The organism is Mycolicibacterium boenickei (assembly GCF_010731295.1).
In the GTDB taxonomy this organism is placed as follows: domain Bacteria; phylum Actinomycetota; class Actinomycetes; order Mycobacteriales; family Mycobacteriaceae; genus Mycobacterium; species Mycobacterium boenickei.
The window spans coordinates 4,849,695-4,868,187 of record NZ_AP022579.1 but is presented as its reverse complement, the minus strand read 5'-3'; the positions used below and the strand labels follow the sequence as shown (position 1 = coordinate 4,868,187).

Here is an 18,493-nt window from a genome sequence, read left to right as displayed (position 1 = left end):
GGTCAGCCCGGCCCGTCGCCGGCCGCCGCCAACAGCGGGACCACCACGTCGCTGATCGGGGTGGGCAGGCCGTGCGCGGCCGCCTTGCGGGTGATGACGCCGTTGCGGATATCCCACTCCAGCGGTCGGCCGGCCTGGTGGTCGGTCAGCATCGAGGTGGTCAGGTCCTCGGGCGCCGCGGCCAGCATGCCGACGATCTCGTCGACCACCTCGTCACCCAGATCGGCACCGTCGGCCCGGGCCACGGACAGGCATTCCGCTACATAGCGCCGGGCCAGTGCGGCCACGTCGTCGCGGCGGAACATGCCCGCACGCCGGTCGGCCAGCACCATGAACCCGACCACGGCGTTGACCAGGAGCTTGCGCCAGGCGGCGCTACGGAAATCGGGATCCCGCTCGACGGTGATCGCGGTGGCACGCAGCGCGTCGGCCACCGTCGCCGCTGCCGGGGTGTCGGGCAGGACCAGCCGGGCCTCGCTGCGTAGCCGCACCCAGCCGTCAGGCTGCATCTCCGATGAGATCCACACCGCTGCGGGCACGACGTGGGCTTCGTCGGTGTACCGGCTGACCTCACTGACCCGCTCGACCTGCTCGACGCCGTTCTGCAGCGCGCACACCACGGTTTTCTCGTCGCACAGCCGGTCCAGCCAAGCCGCGGCCTGCGCATTCTGGGTGTCCTTGACCGCGAGAAACACCACGTCGAGTGGACCGTCGACGCTCGCCGGATCGGTGCGTACCGGGCCCGGCACCCGGATCGGTTCTCCGTCGTCGGGCCGGATCTCGACACCGTCGCGCGGGGTCCGGCCGCACAGCAGAACCGGTTGGCCTGCGGCGTGCAGGAGCGCGGCGACGGTGGACCCGATGGCGCCTGGGCCGATGACCGCGATGGGGGACGTCATGTCGCCAAGTTACCGGCGCAAGCGACTCTCTAGACTGGTCACTCGTCACCACCCGTCTGTCTCGATCGACAATCAGGAGTTTTCGTGCTGCGCAGTCATGCCGCCGGTTCATTGCGGGCCGCGGATGCCGGTCAAACGGTCACCTTGGCGGGATGGGTGGCGCGTCGCCGTGACCACGGCGGCGTCATCTTCATCGACCTGCGCGACGCGTCTGGCGTGTCGCAGGTGGTGTTCCGCGAAGGCGATGTGCTCGCCGCCGCGCACCGGTTGCGCGCCGAGTTCTGCATCGCCGTCACCGGGGTGGTCGAGGTCCGTCCCGAGGGCAACGAGAACCCCGAGATCCCGACCGGCAAGATCGAGGTGAACGCCACTTCGTTGACCGTGCTGTCCGAGAGCGCCCCGCTGCCGTTCCAGCTCGATGAGACCGCAGGCGAGGAAGCCCGGCTCAAGTACCGCTACCTCGACCTGCGCCGTGAGGGCCCGGGCAACGCAATCCGGTTGCGCTCCAAGGTGAATGCCGCCGCCCGTGGCGTGCTGGCCGAGCATGACTTCGTCGAGATCGAAACCCCGACGCTGACCCGCTCGACTCCCGAGGGCGCCCGCGACTTCCTGGTGCCCGCCCGCTTGCAGCCCGGCTCGTTCTACGCGCTGCCGCAGAGCCCGCAGCTGTTCAAGCAGCTGCTCATGGTCGCCGGCATGGAGCGCTACTACCAGATCGCGCGCTGCTACCGCGACGAGGACTTCCGCGCCGACCGCCAGCCGGAATTCACCCAGCTGGACATGGAGCTCAGCTTCGTCGATGCCGACGACGTGATGGCGATCGCCGAGCAGGTGCTGCGGGCGGTGTGGTCGACGATCGGCTACGAGCTGCCGCTGCCGTTGCCGCGGATCAGCTACGCCGACGCGATGCGCCGCTTCGGTTCCGACAAGCCCGACCTGCGGTTCGGCGTCGAGCTCATCGAGTGCACCGAGTACTTCAAGGACACCCCGTTCCGGGTGTTCCAGGCCCCGTACGTGGGCGCGGTCGTGATGGAGGGCGGCGCGTCACAGCCGCGGCGCACCCTCGACGGCTGGCAGGAGTTCGCCAAGCAGCGCGGCCACAAGGGACTGGCCTACGTGCTGGTGGGTGAGGACGGAACGCTGGGCGGTCCGGTGGCCAAGAACCTCACCGACGCCGAGCGTGACGGGCTGGCCGCCCATGTCGGCGCCAAGCCCGGTGACTGCGTGTTCTTCGCGGCAGGCCCGGCCCGCTCGGCGCGTGCGCTGCTGGGAGCCACCCGCATCGAGATCGCCAAGCGCCTGGACCTGATCGACCCGGCCGCATGGGCGTTCACCTGGGTGGTGGATTTCCCGATGTTCGAACCCGCCGACGTGGCGACCGCCTCGGGCGACGTGGCGGTGGGCTCGGGTGCCTGGACGGCCGTGCACCACGCCTTCACCGCGCCCAAGCCCGAATCGGAGGACACCTTCGACTCGGACCCGGGCAACGCGTTGTCCGATGCCTACGACATCGTCTGCAACGGCAACGAGATCGGTGGCGGGTCGATCCGTATCCACCGGCGCGACATCCAGGAGCGGGTGTTCGCGATGATGGGCATCGATCACGACGAGGCCCAGGACAAGTTCGGGTTCCTGCTGGACGCCTTCGCCTTCGGTGCCCCGCCACACGGCGGTATCGCCTTCGGCTGGGACCGCATCACCGCGCTGCTGGCCGGGGTGGATTCGATCCGCGAGGTCATCGCATTCCCGAAGTCCGGTGGCGGTGTCGACCCGCTGACCGATGCGCCCGCGCCGATCACCCCGCAGCAGCGCAAGGAGTCGGGGATCGACGCCAAGCCGGAGTCGAAGGCCAAGCCCGAATCGAAGTCCGAGAACAAGTCCGAGGCCGGGGCTTAGCCTCTTTCGACGTGCTTCAGCGCGCGGTCCGCGAGCCCGGCGAAGTTCGACTGGGGTACCGCGCGCATCGTCGCGTTCGGCGTGGCGACCCGTGCTGAGGCCGGGGTGCCCGTCACACGCGGCGCACTGACGTCACGCTGGCGCATCCGGCCGAGTTCGGTGATCGGCGCTGCGGCGATCACCGGTCCGCGCGCCACCACGGCCGGCTGGAGGACCTGCTCGCCGGGTATCTGGCTGCCGCCCACATTCGCGGGCCTCATGGCTTCGTACTTGGGTGGCACGACGGATGACGTCGTGCCCTGTTTGGGATAGAGGCTGCCGGGGCCGTCATCCGGTGGGGAGGTTCTGCCGGCATCGGCTCGGTCCGGTGGGACCGGCCGGCGTCCCGGAGATGCGTTGTCGCTCCCGTACGACGATGGCGCACCGGTGCCCGTCATCTGCTCGAGCTGCTGACGCCAGCCCTGCAGATATCCGACCAGCTGCTGCGTGTAGTCGGCGGCAGGCACCTGGGACGGGGCAACCGGCGCGGCGGGCGGTGGCGCTGCGTATGCGGTGGGATAGGGCAGCAGGCCCGGTGCCGCGGGCATGGGATACGTGCCGGGCCCGGCCCATGGGCCGGGTGGGGGCGCCATGCCGGCAGCCATCGCGGCCATCGCGGTGAGCGGCTCCAGGAACTGGCGCCACGCCTGCAGATACGCATAGAGCTGCTGGCTGTAGTCAGGTGGGTACGTCATGGTCGGGCTCCTGGCGGTGTCGGGACAGCGGGTGCGGCAATGGTGTCCAACGGATGGGGCAGTGATTGCATGCAGTACTCGGAGTCGAGGATGCGCAGCGCCCGGGTATCGGCCGGTTCGCGGTTCTCGACGTCGAAGATGTAGCAGTAGTCGCCGGCGGGCGTCGGCATCCGGATCGGGCTGGAGAGACCCTGATCGAGAAAGCCGTACGGGAAAAGCCAAGGGAGTACCGTATTTTCGCGGCGGTCGAGGCCGCCGGATCCCACCCACACATAGTGATCAAGGATGGCGTTGACGGCGTGCCGGGCCGATTCGCAGGCCGCTTCCATCGACGTCATCCGCGTGAACGTCCTGGCCCAGGTGCCTGCGAAGACCACCGAGTTGTGGTGCACCTGGTAGCCGCCGTGGCGGGCCTGCCAGACCTGACGCCGCTCGAGGTCTTCGAGCCACCATTGCTCGGTCGGGGCGAAACTCCACGACGTGCCGTGCGGATTCCACGGGTCACCGCCGGGCCGGTTGTCCCAGTCGCCGATGATCGGCACCAGGTAAGGGGTTTCGTTGCGGACAACCCGGCCACGGCCCTGGCCGGGCCCGTCGGCCATCACCAGACCTCGGTCCAGCGCGTACCAGACAGGCCATGGCAGCAGTTCCTCCGCGACGTTGCCGGCGTCGTTGGTCAGGGCGGTGACGATCTGCCGCCACACCTCGGCGGCGATCTCGTCGGCCGTGCAATCCCGGGCTGCCCGGCCGCGGCCCAGCTCGTCGACCAGGTGACGGGACGGCGCGTTGAAATCGCCGATATCGACCGAGAGCACCGAGACGTATCCGTCGCGGGCCAGCCGGGGCCGGTTCTCCCACAGCCCGTGCTGATTGATCGAGGACAGCGCCCACTCGGTTCCGGCGTAGTACATGTGCCCGCGGATCAGCTGGAACTCCGTGTCGAAATAGAACTGGATGCCACTGAGCGTCTGGAACCGGTCCCAGGGCACACGTCCCAACTCGTCCATGCAGTACGGGTCGCGCGGGGTCGTCGTCCGGGTGCCCTGCGACTGCAGCGGTCCGTCGGCAGGCGGCGCGGAGGTAGTGAAACCGTCCAGGCCGGCCACGGTCCCGCCGGTGCCGGCGGCTCGCAGTGCCGCCGTGATCCGCTCGGCCGCAGGAGCATCCACGGCAACCACGGTGTAGTCGGGGTTCAGCAGGGTACCGTCGGTCAGCACGATCTGCACCCGCGGCCTCAGATGCGGCGGCTGCCCCGGGTCGATCGATGGCGGTAGAAGTTGCGCCGCCTCGCCGTGGACGAAATGGACGCCGAGGGAGACGAGGTGCCGATACCAGTTGTCGAACCACGCCTCGGTGGTCGGGCCGTTGAGGACGCCGTCGGCCTTGTCGTCGCGCCGGTCCATGTTCAGGTAGAGCTGCAGATATGTGGTGATGTTGGTACGGGCGTCACCCCACTTCGGGTCGAATGCGGCCAGCACGCGAGGCATTTCGCGCAGCAGCGCGTCGAAGTTCGGTGAGTAGGACACCGGCTGGCAGGTCGTGTCGTTGTCGTGCCCGACGAAGAAGTCGTACGAGGACAGGTTCTGCAGTTCCCGCCCCCGGCGCAACGGACTGGTGACCAGGTAGCGAAGTAGCCGACCCTGGAAGGCGGCGACATCGTTTGCGGTGAAACCCAATTGGGTGAGCTGACGCAGAACGCCGAAGAATTCGGCCAGACTGCGCGGCAATTCGCGGGGGAACACCAAGGACGGCTTGCCGTCCACTGTCGTGCCCTGGGTTACGACGCGGCGCACGTTGTCCATGACGGTGCGTGCGGTCGGCTGACAGTCGCCGGCACCCGTGCGCTGGTAAACGGGGATGCGTTGGAACAGATCCCAGATGTGCAGGTAATAGGCCGGGAAGAAGCGGAAGCCGTGCTCCCCGGCGACCGCGCACTCGGGCGGGCGTGGGTCACCTCTTCGTTCAGGGAACGGACGCAGTTGCGCCGGGCTGCCGCCGAAGGGACCCACTGTCGAGAACTGGGATGCGGCAAGGCCGCCGAGCTTGACCGGGGGATGGATTCCGGCCGGCGCGGTACCGAGACCGTTGCGCTCGTCCTGGCGCGGCTCGTACACCGTGACGTCGAAACCACGGTCGGCCAGTTCGTGTGCCGCGGTGAGGCCGGCGATGCCTGCACCGAGGACGACCACAGTCGGGCGCGGGGCGCACGACGCGGGCGTCGACACGCAGGTCATGACGCACCTGACCGCAGTGCGTTCAGCAGCGCCGGTTGCGTCGGAGCCCGGACTGCGGCATGGACGTAGGCGAGAAGCGTGTCGTGCGCGCGCAGCACATCGTCGAGCGCGCCTCGGACGCACAGCATGTCGGTCTCCACTGCGTCTCCGAGCCCGACCGTTGCGTCCAGCACGTCGAGGATGGCGCCACGGGAGGTGCGTAGCCGGACGCCGGGCGCATCCGCATGGCCGTCGGCGACCCGGAGTTCATTCCCGCCCGACAGGGAGAACACCTCACCATCCACGTCGAGCTCGACCACCAGTGGCCCCAACTGTTGCAGGATCAGCCGGTAGCCGTCGGGCCCCTCGTCGGCGAGGTGCTCGATCGAGCGTCGCAGCAGCGACGAAACCGGCTCAGCCATAGAGGAACTCGAATACACCCGCGCCGGCGAAGTCGATCTGCCTGCCTCCGATCCTTCCGGCCACGGTCACATCGCCGTTGGTTTCGCAGAGCACCGTGGACCGGGTCAGACTGACCTCGCTGGGCTGTGCGAGCCGTGCGTAGGACGTGGCGCGGAACTCGGCGTGCACCTCGTCGTCCACCCGTGCCGCGGCGATCCGGAACCGGTCCGGAACGCCCGGTGCCGCACCGTCGAGCACCAGTCGCATCGGCGGCGGCAGGGTGCAGTCGGGCCCGTGTGCCAGTGTGCCGACGCACTCGGTGGTGAGCGCGGCGTGCCGGAAGATCGCGGCAGGTTCGTCATGGTGCCAGACGTAGAGCGCCTGGGACAGGTAGTTCAGACGGCGACGATCGGTCATCTGCAGGAAGACCATCGACCACGGATCGCTGGAATCGCGGGGCAGGATCGTGCCCCAGACCCAGCCGAAGTCGTCACCCCAGCGGAAGCGACCCCAGTTGTGGTCGTGATACGCCAGTTCGTCGGCGATGTGATGTTCGCGTCCGTCGAGGTGCAGCGATCCGTTCGCCCGCAGTCGTGGGACGAACAGCCAGTTCATGCGGCCTTCGCCGACGGGCTGATTGTTGACCACGAACGGGCGGCTGATCGGGCTGAAGGTGAGATTGCCCGAGATGTCGTGCTCGGGGAGGTCGATGAGTACCCGGTAGCCGTTCGGGCCCAACGTCATCCGGTTACCGCGGATCGTCAGCTCCCCGAGATCGGCCGAAACCTCGAGCGCGGAGACGTCGAATCGCTCGACGGCTCCGATCCACTGGTCGTCGTGTGCGATGACGATCACCCGCGGCACCAGGTGATGACGCCCGGTCGTGGTGGTCTCGTCCGTGAGACTGAAGTTGATCAGGATGCGCCGCCCCGGTCCGTGGATCACGAAGTGGTGCCACTCTTTGAAGCCGGCGGGCTGCGTCGTGGCCAGCACGGGGGCGCGCAGGAAATCGCTGCTTGCGAGTACCGCGCTCATCGCAGCCACCTGCTCACATCGATCGTTGGGCCGACCGGGACGGATTGTGCGGGAGCGGATTCGGCGAGGCGCTCGACTGCCGTCCCCAGGCTGGCCAGCCCGAGCAGCGCGTGTACGAAATCGTCAGTGGGCCGCGGCGGCGCGGAGGCGGTGCCGTCACCGGCCAGCGCGTGAACAGCCCGCGACACCGCGGCCAGCCCGAGCAGATAGCCGAGGAAACTGCTCTGCCGGTCCAGTGCGGCGCGGGGATCGGAGAGACTCATGCAAAGCCCTCCGGACGCAGTCGGGACAGGGTCGCGTCATCGAGCCCGTGGCCGATGACGGCGTCGGCGAGCAACTCGGCCCACGCGGCCGGTGCGGCGTCGGATGCTGCCGGTCCGTCGAGAACATTGAGGCTCACCGTCTCCCAGAGCCGACGGAGATTCTCTACAGACTCGGAAGCGACGAGTGCGTCGCGCAACCGGGCGCCCTCGGGGCTCTGTGCATAACGCCGTCCTTCGGCCACCAGAAGGTTGTGCAGCCCGCGTGCTGCCGCTGGGTTGCCGAGGACCGCGCGCCTTGCGCCGACGAGCAACTCGTGCACGGTGCGCTCGGCCGGGGCGACATCGTCGGGGGAGGGCAGCAGTTGGGGAGCCTGCTGCTCGACGAGGTCGAGGGTGAGGGCTCGGATCCGATCGAGCTCGGCGAGCATGCCGATCAGGACTTCGGGGCTCATCGGGTCCGCCCGTGTACATAGTCGACCAGGTCGGTGAGAACCTGCCGGTGATGACTCGGGGCCAGCCAGTCGAGATCCGTCAGTACCGCCGCAGCGTGCCCGGCGTGCCGGGCGGCGATGTCCTTGGCGTGTGTCAGCGATCCGGTGCGCTGCAGCAGTCCGAACAGCCACTGAATCTCATCGAGGGTCTTCGGCTCGGTGATGTGTTGGGTACGAAGGAAGTTCGTGAGGGCATGGTGACCGGTGCGGGACAGTTCGCCCCGGGTGGCGAGCCGGTCGAGCAGGTCGGTCAAACCCAACTCGCCCTCGGTGCTGGGCCGGCGCTTGGACAGGATGTGCACGGCATGTTCCCGTTCGGCCGGATCCGCGCATTGCAGGGCGTGCAACACCATCAGGGTCCGCTTGCCCTCCCAGAGGTCGCCGCCGATCTCCTTGCCGTAGGCCTCCGGCTCGGCGCGCAGGTTCAGCAGGTCATCGGTGATCTGGAATGCGGCGCCGAGGTGGCGGCCGAACCACTCCAAGTGCGTCAGGTGCTCAGGTGCGGTGCCTGCGGCGATGGCACCGGCCTGCAGCGGGGTGATGAACGAGTACCAGCTGGTCTTGAGTTCCACCATCCGCAGGTAGTCGGTGTCGTCGAGGCGCCAGGTGTTGGTCCGGACCCAATCCAGTTCGATCGCCTGACCGTCGACGGTCTGACGGGTCATGTGCGCGACGGCTTTGAGGATGCGCAGCGCCGGGCCCAATCCGATGCGCTCGACGTTGTCCAGCAGCGGCTGCAGGGACAGTGACAGCATGGCGTCGCCGACGTTGACCGCGACCGGGATCCCGTGGTCGATGTGGAGTGCGGGTTTGCCGCGCCGCCACCATGATTCGTCCTCGATGTCGTCATGGATGAGAAAGGCGTTGTGGTAGAGCTCGAGCGTCGCCGCCGTCGGCAGGATGGCGTCGAGATGGCCGCCGAGTCCCAGGCAGACGGCGATGCTCAGCGCGGGCCGGAGCGCTTTCCCGCCGCGGCGCGGGTAGTCGAGGATCAGCTCTCGCAAACCGCTGGATTCTGTTCCGCTGCCGTAGATCCTGGTGATCTCGTCGTCACAGGCCTCCTTGCACAGTGCGAGGTAGGCGTCGAGCTGATTCGGTTCGGCGTGCGCTGCGCGCGCTTCAGGCAGCGTGGAGGTCATGGGGATTACTTCTTGCGCGGCTTCCCGTACAGCGCCGCGAGGCTTCGCCTGTCCTTGATCCGCAGCGCGAACCGGATCCGGACGGCCATCTCGATCCTCGACAAGCTGGTCTCTCCGAGTACCTCCAGGCTCGGCGCGACGGCGATGGCGAGGTCTACCGGCTCTTCGCCCGAGGACGCTTCAGGGGCACCCGCATGCGCGATGAGTTGGCGCCGCCCGATCATCAGCATGACGGTGCCCGACTGTTTCGGCGCAGTCGTGTCATCCGTGCCTTTCGAATCGACCACCGTCAGTTCCCGGTAGAGCTGGGAAGCCCGGTGCAGTGAGTTGACGTGTGCGCTGGCCAGAAGTTCGTTGGTGATGGGATAGCCGGCCTTGAGATTGCTGAGTTCCTTGAGTCCCTTGGTATTGGTGATCAGACAGGACGGGGCCCGGTAACCCGCGTTCTCGATCTTCGCCCGGGCGTCGATGAGGTTGTTCAACAGATACTGGGGGGATAGGGCAGGAAACCAGATCCTGTTGGCATTCGGCACGTTGATGCGAAGCGATCTGATGACTTTGTTGTCGACTTTGCGGGCGAGTTTCGTGGCCGCCCAATTCACCTCGGCGATCAGAGAATCGAGTGTGGGTGCAGTGGTCTGCACGAGGGTGACTTTGAAACTCACCTGCCGGGACCGGACTTTCAGAAAGCCTGGATTGTTGACCACGTCGTTGCGCACCCGGCTCCCTCCCGGATCGCAGGTGTTCCAATGGGGGATGGCCTGCCAGGCGATGCAGGTTTGCTCGAAGGTCTCGACGACCGCCTGATTGGCAATGGCCAATTGTTCTGTAGTCAAATACATTTGGTGCCCCCTGACCCCGGTCAGAAAAGCATGGCAGACAGAACAGCTGGTTGGGGCGTTTTTGCTGTGAACTACTTCTGGTGTAGCGCCACTTCCTGTCCCGGGGTCATCTCGCCCCGCGCCATCGCATCGCAGTGCGCCAGGTGCAGTGGCGCGACGGGATCGTCGGGAAGCAACCGCTGGCATCGCTTGAAGGCGATACGGGCCCGGTCGACGTCTCCGGAGTCGAACAGCGTGAAGGCCTCTTCGAAAGCGGGGGCGGCTGCGCGCTTGATATCCCGGAGCGCATCCGAATCATCGTCGTACACTTCGTAAATCGTCACCGGCCTGCGGCGGTTCACGACCATCACCCGTTCCAGGCGCCGGATGTCGAATCCCGGGCTCAACCTTGTCCTGGTCGCATCGGAGATGAGCAAGGCCGATCCGTACCGCTTGTTCGTGCTCTCGATCCGTGCGGCCAGGTTCACCGCATCGCCGATGATGGTCAACACCATGCGGTTGACGCCGCCCACCAGGCCGACACCCACCGTGCCGGTGTTGATGCCGATGCCCGCCCGCAGTACCTCGGAACCGTGCGCCTGCCGGTCTCGGTTGTGCTCCCGCAAGGAGCGCAGCATTGCCAGACCCGCCCGGACGGCGTCGTCGGGTGAATCGAACACGGCGACGATCTCGTCTCCCCGGACGTCCTGGACGAAACCGTTGCAGCTGATGATCGGAAGTTCGACGGCGCGCAGGAAGCCCATGGCCAGATTGCCGGCCTCCGACACGTTCATGTCCTCGATCATCGTCGTGTATCCACGGATGTCGCTGATCAGCACCGTCATCTCGCGCTCGACACGGTAACCGGCGCGCACCCTGCGAAGGTCGTCGATGTCGAGGATGCGCAGCAGTTCGTTGGGAACGAATCTGGACTGCACGTCGATCAATGACTGCCGGTATTCGTCGGCGGCTTTCAACTGCGCCTCGAGCTGGAAGTTCCACAATGGCGCGGCGGCCTGCGCGCACAGGAAGGTGACGGCCTCCTGCTGGTCGGATGTGAAGTGCCCGTCGTTCGCATCGCGCTGGGCGCAGATCACGCCGATCACTTTGTCCTGTACCAGGATCGGCGATGCCAGCGTGTGGGCTGCCAGGTGTGCGACGCCGCTCTCCGCGACGCGCAGGACCAGGTCGGCGTCGTAGTAACCCGAATCGTCCGCCCGCGCGTCCAGAATCGCGATTGCGCCGTGGTCGTACCCGGCCCGTACTACCCAGGAGCGGTCGGCGGACCTGGTGAGCAGCTGCACGCGCCCGGCGCCGGTGGTGTCGGCGACCGAGCCAAGGATGATGCGAGCCGCACTGTCGGCGGTACGAGCCCCGGACAGCGCCCGCAGCAGCTGATGGGCGCCGACGGGGTCGATACCGACCGAGCCCGGATGGACCAGATCGCGGCTGAGCAACCAGGGGTGCTGCTGGGCAAGCCAGTCCGTGCGGATCGTCACGCCCAGGCTGAGCCAGCGTTGGTAAGCGGATCGCAACATATGGTCGCGCAACGTGATTCGCGATGTCTCGGCGTACAGCTGCGCAGCCTCCTCATGCGCCCGGGCGCCGATCATGGGTAGCTGGTGGGTCTCGGCGAGCGCGATGGCCCGGTGCAGGTGGCGTTCGGCCTCGCCGTAGTGGCGGCGGGCGCGCGCCCAGGAGCCCTGGAGTAATTCGTATGAAGCCGCGTAGTTGTCCGGTGCCGACTCGGCGCACTTGCGGTGCAACGACATCGCCTGGCGGACGAATCGCGCGGTCGCGCGGTCTCGGGTCGAGCGCTGCATCAGGCTGAGCGCACCGATCAGGTATACGAGCTGCGATACGGACGTCCCGACCAGACCGTCCATGTGCCGGACGGCCTCCTCCGTGAACGGTACGGCGCCGATGTGATCGCCGGACCAGAAGCACAGCCCCTGTTTCATCGCGGCGACGATGCCCATGGCCACCTCGTCGCCCTCGCGCTGCGCCGCGGCCAGCACTTCCCGCTCGTCGTAGCCGCTCTCACCGGCCAGCAGCAGCGGATCCTCACACCGGCCCATCAGGTTGAGGGCCATCTGCTGCTGCGCCTGGCAGAGCATGCTCGGTGCGCGTTGGGAACGGAACTGAGGGATCAGGGACTGGGCCAGCGCGTCGATCTCGGCCAGCGGGCGGCCCACCCAGAACGACTGGGAGATCAGTGTCGCGGCCAGAAAACCGGCGTACTCCTGATCGCCTTGGTCGAGGGCCTCGGTGACGGCGCCACGTAACAACCCGAGCCCATCGCGCAGGGGGTGCCGCCAGTGGTGGATGAAATTGAGGTGCATGAACAGCGTCTGCGGCCGGGCTTCCCGGAATTCTGGACGCTCGGCGAGCTGTAGCCCGACTTCGCCGAACCGCTGGGCCCCGGCGCGGTCACCCAGTATGACCAACAGGAGGCCGTAGCTGGCCAAGACCAGGGGAGAGGTCGGCGTATGACCGTGGGCCAGGGTGAGTTCGAGCTGCTTGCGCACCAGCAGCGGAAACAGGTTCGGCCGGACGATGTAGGACATGCTGCGCATCTCGGCGAGGATCCGTTGTAGTTCGATAACGCGCGGATCGCGGCAGACCGGCAGGCCGAGCAGCCGCTCGTTGCTCCAACGTCGCATCGTCAGTCGCATCCGGAGCATCGCGTTCGCCATTCGGGGCTTGCCCGCTTCGGCGGGCAGCGGTTCGCCCAACTCGTCGAGCGCGGCCAGCCCGATCTCGAGCGCGTCCCGCAACCGGTTCTGCGCGACGCGTCCCTTGAGCCGGAGGTAGGCGAGCCGGGCGCGGTCGGCCGGCTCGGACAACGCCCCGTCGGCCTCGTCGAGCAGGGTGAACAACGCCGGAACGTCGCCGACGAGCAGTGCCGCGTCCGCGGCGTCGAGCTGCAGCTCCCTGGCCAATGGGAAATGCGTGGCCCAACGCTGGGGACCGAGCAGCCTCAGCGCACTGCGGCAGTACTCCAGCGCCAACGGGAACGACGCCTGAACCCGGGCTTTCCGGGCGGCGCGGCGCAATACGTCGACGAAGCGGATGCGTTCGGCGTCGTCGGTGCCGCCCAGACCGCCGATCCCGACGTGCCGCGCGGCTTCGAACAACCGCTCGTCACCCATTCCGACCAGCCGCCTGCCCAGCCGTAGGTGCACGTCGCGCTGTGCATCGTCGGAAAGGTAGGCCCGCGCGGTCTCGGCGACCCGGTCGTGACTGAAGCGGTAGCGGGCGTCACGGCTGATCGCATTCGCGATGCGCCGGCCGCCACTGTCGACCGCCTCAACGAGCCGCAGCTCCATGCACGCCCAAAGTGCCTGTGCCGCAATGTCTGATGGTTTCGCAGCGGCTACCGCGGCATCGGCCAGGTCGAACTCGCCGCCGATGCACGACACCGAGCTCAACACCGCGAGATCCGGCGGACGCAACTGGTTGAGGTAGCTGCCGAGAAACTCCGCCTCGGTGGCGGAGACCTCGATCGAGGACAACGCACGCAGATCCCAGACGGGGTCCTCGCCGTCGCCGACGGGGTTCAGGGCTCCTTCGCGCTGTGCGCGGTACAGCAATTGGCGGATCTGGAGGGGATTCCCCCCGGTGCGGTGCTGGAATTCGGCGGCCACCTCGGCCAGCTCGAGGCTGCGGCCCGTCACGTCGGCGAGCAGTTCCTCGACGTCGCCGGGCGCGAGGGTGTCGAGTTCCAGACTGTGGAGGTACGGGGAGGTGAGGCCGGCTGTGGCTGCGTCGAATTCGCCTGCGCGGTACGCGCCGAGCACCAGAACGCTGCGGGGGGCCACGGCCAGCAACTCCGACAGCAGCAACAGTGAGTCCTGGTCTGCCCATTGCAGGTCATCGATGGCGAGTACGACCGTCCGGTGGGCGGCGGTGACCGAAAGCAGCCGGATCACGGCGCGGTGCAGGCGGCGGCGGGTCTCGGCGGCATCGAGGTCGGCCACCGGCGCGACCCCGCCGAGTGCGTCGGCGAGCTCTGGTACGAGATCCCCGAGAACGCCTGTCAGCGGCGATGTTTCGACACTGAGATCGGCCCGCCACACTTCGCGTTCCGCCGGGGCGGCCGCCATCATGGAATGGACCAGCGAGGTGAGCGCATCACCTATCGCCGCATACGGGGCCGCGGCGCCGTCTCGACAACGGCCGTAGGCGAAAGTGCAGTTGCGGTGCGCGAGCTCGTCGCCGAAGGCCTGGAGGACGGTCGACTTGCCCACCCCGGGAACCCCGCTGATGAGCACGGATGTCCCGCCGTCCCGTTCGGCCGACGCGGCCGCGGCGCGAAGTTCGCCGAGCTCGCGTCGTCGGTCGACCACGCGGCCATCGATGTCGAGCGTCGCCGATGTCACCGCACGTAGTGCCCCTCTCCGGTTGGGCGGTCCAAGGCGAATTGACCGAATCGTCAGAGATAGCCAGGATCGCAGGAGCCTGCGGTTTTCGGCGCGTTTTCACGCGTCTGGAACCGACCCGAGACACACATAGTGGAATAGAAGCGCCGCCGGAGAAGCTGGAGAAGTCATGACCGAGATGGACAAGGGCAAGTTCTACACCGACACGGAATTCCTCGATGGTTTCAACCGGAACGTGGTCGAGGAATTCCGGGCCAACGGCGGCAAGGTCGGCGGCCAGTTCGAACAAGCTGACCTGCTGTTGCTGCACACCACCGGCGCGAAGTCGGGCAAGCCACGACTCTCACCGCTGGCCTATCTGACCGTCGACGGCAAGATGCTGATCGTGGGGTCGTACGCGGGTGCGCCGAAAGACCCCGCGTGGGTGCACAACCTGCGGGCCAATCCGAAGGTACGTATCGAGTTGGGCACCGAGGCCTACGACGCGACGGCCCGGGAACTGCCGGATGCCGAGCGCGACGCGGCCTATCCGAAGATCGCCGAGGCCGCGCCAGTGTTCGCCGAATATCAGGCCAACACCACGCGGGCCATCCCGTTGTTCGAGATCGTCCGCGCTTAGCGCCTTTGCGCCGAAACGGTATTCCAGCAGGCCGCTACCCGCACTTTCTCTGCTGGAATACCGTTTCGGCGTGGGTCAACCCAGTCGTTCGATGATGGTGGCGTTGGCCATGCCGCCGCCCTCACACATCGTCTGCAGGCCGTAGCGGCCGCCTCGCTGCTCGAGCGCATTGACCAGGGTGGTCATGATGCGTGCCCCGCTGGCGCCCAGCGGATGCCCGATCGCGATCGCGCCACCGTTGACGTTCGTCTTGCTCAGGTCGGCACCCGTGTCGTGTGCCCAGGCCAGTACCACCGGCGCGAACGCCTCGTTGACCTCGAACAGGTCGATGTCCGGCAGGGTCAGACCCGCACGCGCCAATACCTTTTCGGTGGCCGGGATGACGCCGGTCAGCATGTACAGCGGATCGGATCCCACGACGGTGGTGGTATGAATACGCGCGAGCGGCCTGAGCCCTAGCTTTCTGGCCGTCGCACCGCTGGTGATCATCACCGCCGCGCTGCCGTCGGACAGCGGTGACGAGTTGCCCGGGGTGATCTCCCAGTTGATCTGCGGGAAGCGCGCGGCATACGCCTCGTTGTAGAACGCTGGCTTCAGCCCGGAAAGGGTGTCGACCGTCGTTCCGGGCCGGATGATCTCGTCGGTGCTCAGCCCGGCGACCGGCGCGAGTTCGGCGTCGAACAAGCCGTCTTTGGTGGCCCGGGCGGCCTTTTCGTGGCTGCCCGCGGAGAACTCGTCCAGCTGAGCCCGGGAGAAGCCCCATTTCGCCGCAATCAACTCGGCGCTGATGCCTTGCGGGACAAGGCCTTCCGAGTAGCGCTCGGCGAAGGCCAGACCGAACGGGTCGCTGCCCGGCAACACCGAACTGCCCATCGGCACCCGCGACATGGACTCCACGCCGGCGGCGATCACGATGTCGTAGGCGCCGGCCAGGACACCCTGGGCCGCGAAGCTGATCGCCTGCTGGCTGCTGCCGCACTGGCGGTCCACGGTGGTCCCGGGGACGGTTTCGGGGAGGCCCGCACCCAGCAGGGCGTTGCGCGCGATGTTGACGGCCTGGTCGCCGACCTGGGTCACGGCCCCCGCGATGACGTCGTCGACGAGCACCGGGTCTACGCCGGTTCGGGTGATCAGCTCTCGCAGGCTGTGCGCGAGTAGATCCGCCGGCAGAACGCCGTGCAGTGCGCCGTTGGCCTTGCCTTTGCCGATCGGGGTCCGGACCGCTCCGACGATGACTGCGTCCCGGTCTGCATATCCGGTCATCTTGGCCTCCTGATGCTCCACGCTGAGTATTGTGATGACTACCCAGGTATAGCACCTGGGTATAGTTAGAACAACTCAGGGATGGGGTTTGATTCCGTGGGAATGCTGCAGGGCAAGCTCGCCGACCGGGACAGCTGGTCGGCAGTGGGTCATTGCCCGATCGAGAGGACCATGGCGTTCGCGGGCACCAAGTCGGCGATGCTGATCATGCGCGAGGCCTTCTACGGCACCACCAGATTCGACGACTTCGCCCGCCGGGTCGGTATCACCAAAGCGGCAACCTCGGCGCGGCTGTCTGACCTCGTCGCGGCCGGGTTGCTGGCAAAGCGGCCCTATCGCGAGCCCGGTCAGCGCGAACGCGACGAATATGTACTGACCGAATCCGGAACCGACTTCATGCCGGTGGTGTGGGCGATGTTCGAGTGGGGGCGCAAACACCTGGGCGACACGGGGCTGCGGCTCGCGCATGACGGTTGCGGTGCCCTGGCCGGCGTCGAAATCCGTTGTGAGGAAGGACACCAGGTGCCCCCGGAGGAGCTCGTCGTCCGTTACGAGCGTTGACTTCGAATCCACGCACACCGCTACTCGTACAAACGCAGCGCCAGTTCCAAGTCAACGCAGGCAGGCAACGCTACTCTCGGCCCGTGCTGCACCTACGTGTCATAGCGCCGGCCGATCTGCGCGGTCCGGTGCTCAACGTCCTGCACTCTGACCCCGGTGTCACCGACATCGTGGTGCATTCCGGTGTCGCGGTCGACCCTGCGGGCGACGAGATCACCGCGGATGTCGCCAGGGAAGCCGCCAATGACGTCGTAGAGCGCCTCAAATCCCTTGACATCCATCACTCGGGCGCGATCACCCTCGAGCCGCTCGACACAGTCCTGTCGAGCGCGGCCTATCACGCCGAGGATGCCGCGGGCGGCGACGGCGCCGATGCGGTGATCTGGGATGAACTGGTTGCGCGGACCCGCGAGGAGTCCAGCCTCAGCGTCACCTACCTGACGTTCCTGTGCATCGCGTGCCTGCTGGCCGCCATCGGTGTGGTGACGGATTCGGCCATCACGGTGGTCGGAGCCATGGTGGTGGGGCCGGAGTTCGGTCCGCTCGCGGCGCTCGCCGTCGCGCTCGTCCAGCGCCGGGTATCGCTGGCCCGGCGGGCCGGGGCGGCGCTGCTGGTCGGTTTCCCGGTGGCCATGGTCGTGACCGGGCTCGCGACGCTGGGCTTCGAGGCGCTGGGCTGGGTGCAGGTGACCACGTTCAGTGAACTCACCCAGGTCGACTTCATCTTCCAGGTGGGACCGTTCTCGTTCGTCGTCGCGCTGCTGGCCGGCGCGGCCGGAATGCTGTCGCTGGTGTCGTCGAAATCGGCGGCGCTGGTGGGTGTCTTCATCTCGGTGACGACGGTCCCCGCCGCGGGTTTCGCGGTGGTGGCCGCGACCGTGGGCGATTGGGGCGTCGCCGCCAATTCCGTGCTGCAGTTGCTGGTCAACCTGCTGGGTATCACCCTGGCCGGGGTGCTGACGCTCGCGGTCTACCGTCGCGCGAAGGTGCGCCGCGCCGTCACAAGTGGCTGATGCCCGCGGCCAGGAAGTACACCCCGACCGCGCCTGCGATCACTGCCACCACGAGGCGATGGTGACGCCCCATCCAGGCGTACAACCGCTCGACACCCGACCGGGTGGCCTCCGGCGCGACCCAGAAGCTGATGATGGGGATCAGCGCGGCCAGGAAACCGACCAGGTTGAACGCGACCAGCGCGGCCATCTGCTCGGCCAGCGCGGCGCCCGAGGTGAGGGCCGCGGCCATCGCCGCCAGGTAGTAGGGCGTGGGAAAACCGTTGATCAGACCCAGCAGCGCCGCTGCCCACGGCGCCTCGCCGCGCAGTGCGGCCTGCATTCCGGCCGGCAGTTTCGACAGACCCGGTACCGCATCCTCGGTGGGCGCGCCGTCGCCGTCGCCCACCACGGCCGGAACGGCCCGGCGTGACCGCACGCGGTTGACCAGGCGTTCGAGCTGCCCGGTGGCAGAAAGGACCGCGATCACCAGCGCCACGGCGCCGATGCCGATCTCCAGTCCCGGCGGCATCGTGCTTCCGCCGTCGCTGGTGGCGTTCTTGAACACGAACACCACCGCAGCACCCACCGCGACATTGGCGGTGAAGGCGAAGAGGAAGAACGGGAGCAGCAACCGCACCGGCCGTGACCGCGACAGCATGAAGGCAACGACCCCGATTCTCAGAGGGTCGATTGCCGCCACGGCGGCCATCACCAGCACGGTGCTCCACATCGGCGGCGGCCACATCCCTTCACCTCAGTTGCTTCACCGCTGAATTCAAC

16 protein-coding genes are annotated in these 18,493 nt (G+C 67.4%); 4 read left to right on the top strand and 12 right to left on the bottom strand.

The window, feature by feature from the left end; genetic code table 11:
* Nucleotides 1-2 precede the first annotated feature (2 nt).
* Nucleotides 3-899 (bottom strand): oxidoreductase, encoded by an 897-nt coding sequence (locus tag G6N57_RS23155; protein ID WP_077739219.1) that lies wholly within the window; start codon nucleotides 897-899, stop codon nucleotides 3-5.
* Nucleotides 900-983: 84 nt separating this feature from the next.
* Here G6N57_RS23155 and aspS point away from each other — a divergent pair, with 84 nt between their 5' ends.
* Complete coding sequence (gene aspS, locus G6N57_RS23150; RefSeq protein ID WP_077739220.1) at nucleotides 984-2,795, top strand: aspartate--tRNA ligase; 1,812 nt, start codon at nucleotides 984-986, stop codon at nucleotides 2,793-2,795.
* On the opposite strand, the gene G6N57_RS32120 is transcribed toward aspS, so the two are convergent.
* The 9 genes from G6N57_RS32120 to G6N57_RS23110 form a co-directional block, all read right to left on the bottom strand.
* Nucleotides 2,792-3,529 (bottom strand): hypothetical protein, encoded by a 738-nt coding sequence (locus G6N57_RS32120; protein ID WP_234815832.1) that lies wholly within the window; start codon nucleotides 3,527-3,529, stop codon nucleotides 2,792-2,794. The genes aspS and G6N57_RS32120 overlap by 4 nt on opposite strands.
* Complete coding sequence (locus tag G6N57_RS23145; RefSeq protein ID WP_234815831.1) at nucleotides 3,526-5,763, bottom strand: FAD-dependent oxidoreductase; 2,238 nt, start codon at nucleotides 5,761-5,763, stop codon at nucleotides 3,526-3,528. Before G6N57_RS23145 ends, G6N57_RS32120 begins: the two co-directional genes overlap by 4 nt.
* Nucleotides 5,760-6,164 carry an SCP-2 sterol transfer family protein gene (locus G6N57_RS23140; RefSeq protein WP_077739221.1) on the bottom strand — a complete coding sequence of 135 codons (405 nt, stop codon included), beginning with the start codon at nucleotides 6,162-6,164 and terminating at the stop codon, nucleotides 5,760-5,762. Before G6N57_RS23140 ends, G6N57_RS23145 begins: the two co-directional genes overlap by 4 nt.
* Nucleotides 6,157-7,179 carry a hypothetical protein gene (locus G6N57_RS23135; protein ID WP_077739222.1) on the bottom strand — a complete coding sequence of 341 codons (1,023 nt, stop codon included), beginning with the start codon at nucleotides 7,177-7,179 and terminating at the stop codon, nucleotides 6,157-6,159. Before G6N57_RS23135 ends, G6N57_RS23140 begins: the two co-directional genes overlap by 8 nt.
* Nucleotides 7,176-7,442, bottom strand: a complete 267-nt coding sequence (locus G6N57_RS23130) for a hypothetical protein (protein ID WP_077739223.1) — start codon at nucleotides 7,440-7,442, stop codon at nucleotides 7,176-7,178. The genes G6N57_RS23135 and G6N57_RS23130 overlap by 4 nt, the downstream gene beginning before the upstream one ends.
* On the bottom strand, nucleotides 7,439-7,894 hold the full coding sequence (locus tag G6N57_RS23125; RefSeq protein WP_077739224.1) for a hypothetical protein: 456 nt from the start codon (nucleotides 7,892-7,894) through the stop codon (nucleotides 7,439-7,441). Before G6N57_RS23125 ends, G6N57_RS23130 begins: the two co-directional genes overlap by 4 nt.
* Nucleotides 7,891-9,072, bottom strand: a complete 1,182-nt coding sequence (locus G6N57_RS23120; protein WP_077739225.1) for a polyprenyl synthetase family protein — start codon at nucleotides 9,070-9,072, stop codon at nucleotides 7,891-7,893. The genes G6N57_RS23125 and G6N57_RS23120 overlap by 4 nt, the downstream gene beginning before the upstream one ends.
* Nucleotides 9,073-9,077: 5 nt before the next feature.
* Nucleotides 9,078-9,893, bottom strand: coding sequence for a hypothetical protein (locus tag G6N57_RS23115; protein WP_234815830.1), 816 nt, complete (start codon nucleotides 9,891-9,893; stop codon nucleotides 9,078-9,080).
* 92 nt (nucleotides 9,894-9,985) lie between these two features.
* Nucleotides 9,986-14,275, bottom strand: a complete 4,290-nt coding sequence (locus G6N57_RS23110; protein ID WP_234815829.1) for an AAA family ATPase — start codon at nucleotides 14,273-14,275, stop codon at nucleotides 9,986-9,988.
* Nucleotides 14,276-14,444: 169 nt separating this feature from the next.
* On the opposite strand from G6N57_RS23110, the gene G6N57_RS23105 reads away from it, so the two are divergent.
* The gene (locus tag G6N57_RS23105; protein WP_077739227.1) at nucleotides 14,445-14,894 is read left to right on the top strand and encodes a nitroreductase family deazaflavin-dependent oxidoreductase; all 450 of its coding nucleotides are present in this window, start codon (nucleotides 14,445-14,447) and stop codon (nucleotides 14,892-14,894) included.
* A 75-nt stretch (nucleotides 14,895-14,969) separates the two neighbouring features.
* Here G6N57_RS23105 and G6N57_RS23100 read toward each other — a convergent pair whose 3' ends face one another.
* Complete coding sequence (locus G6N57_RS23100) at nucleotides 14,970-16,157, bottom strand: thiolase family protein (RefSeq protein ID WP_077741711.1); 1,188 nt, start codon at nucleotides 16,155-16,157, stop codon at nucleotides 14,970-14,972.
* Nucleotides 16,158-16,253: 96 nt separating this feature from the next.
* On the opposite strand from G6N57_RS23100, the gene G6N57_RS23095 reads away from it, so the two are divergent.
* Complete coding sequence (locus tag G6N57_RS23095) at nucleotides 16,254-16,718, top strand: winged helix-turn-helix transcriptional regulator (RefSeq protein ID WP_036444563.1); 465 nt, start codon at nucleotides 16,254-16,256, stop codon at nucleotides 16,716-16,718.
* Nucleotides 16,719-16,801: 83 nt separating this feature from the next.
* Nucleotides 16,802-17,731 carry a DUF389 domain-containing protein gene (locus tag G6N57_RS23090; protein ID WP_077739228.1) on the top strand — a complete coding sequence of 310 codons (930 nt, stop codon included), beginning with the start codon at nucleotides 16,802-16,804 and terminating at the stop codon, nucleotides 17,729-17,731.
* Here the strand turns inward: G6N57_RS23090 and G6N57_RS23085 are convergent.
* A complete protein-coding gene (locus tag G6N57_RS23085) occupies nucleotides 17,718-18,458 on the bottom strand; it encodes a GAP family protein (RefSeq protein WP_234815828.1) in 741 nt (246 codons plus the stop codon). The two genes, G6N57_RS23090 and G6N57_RS23085, sit on opposite strands and share 14 nt — an antisense overlap.
* Between the last annotated feature and the right edge of the window lie 35 nt (nucleotides 18,459-18,493).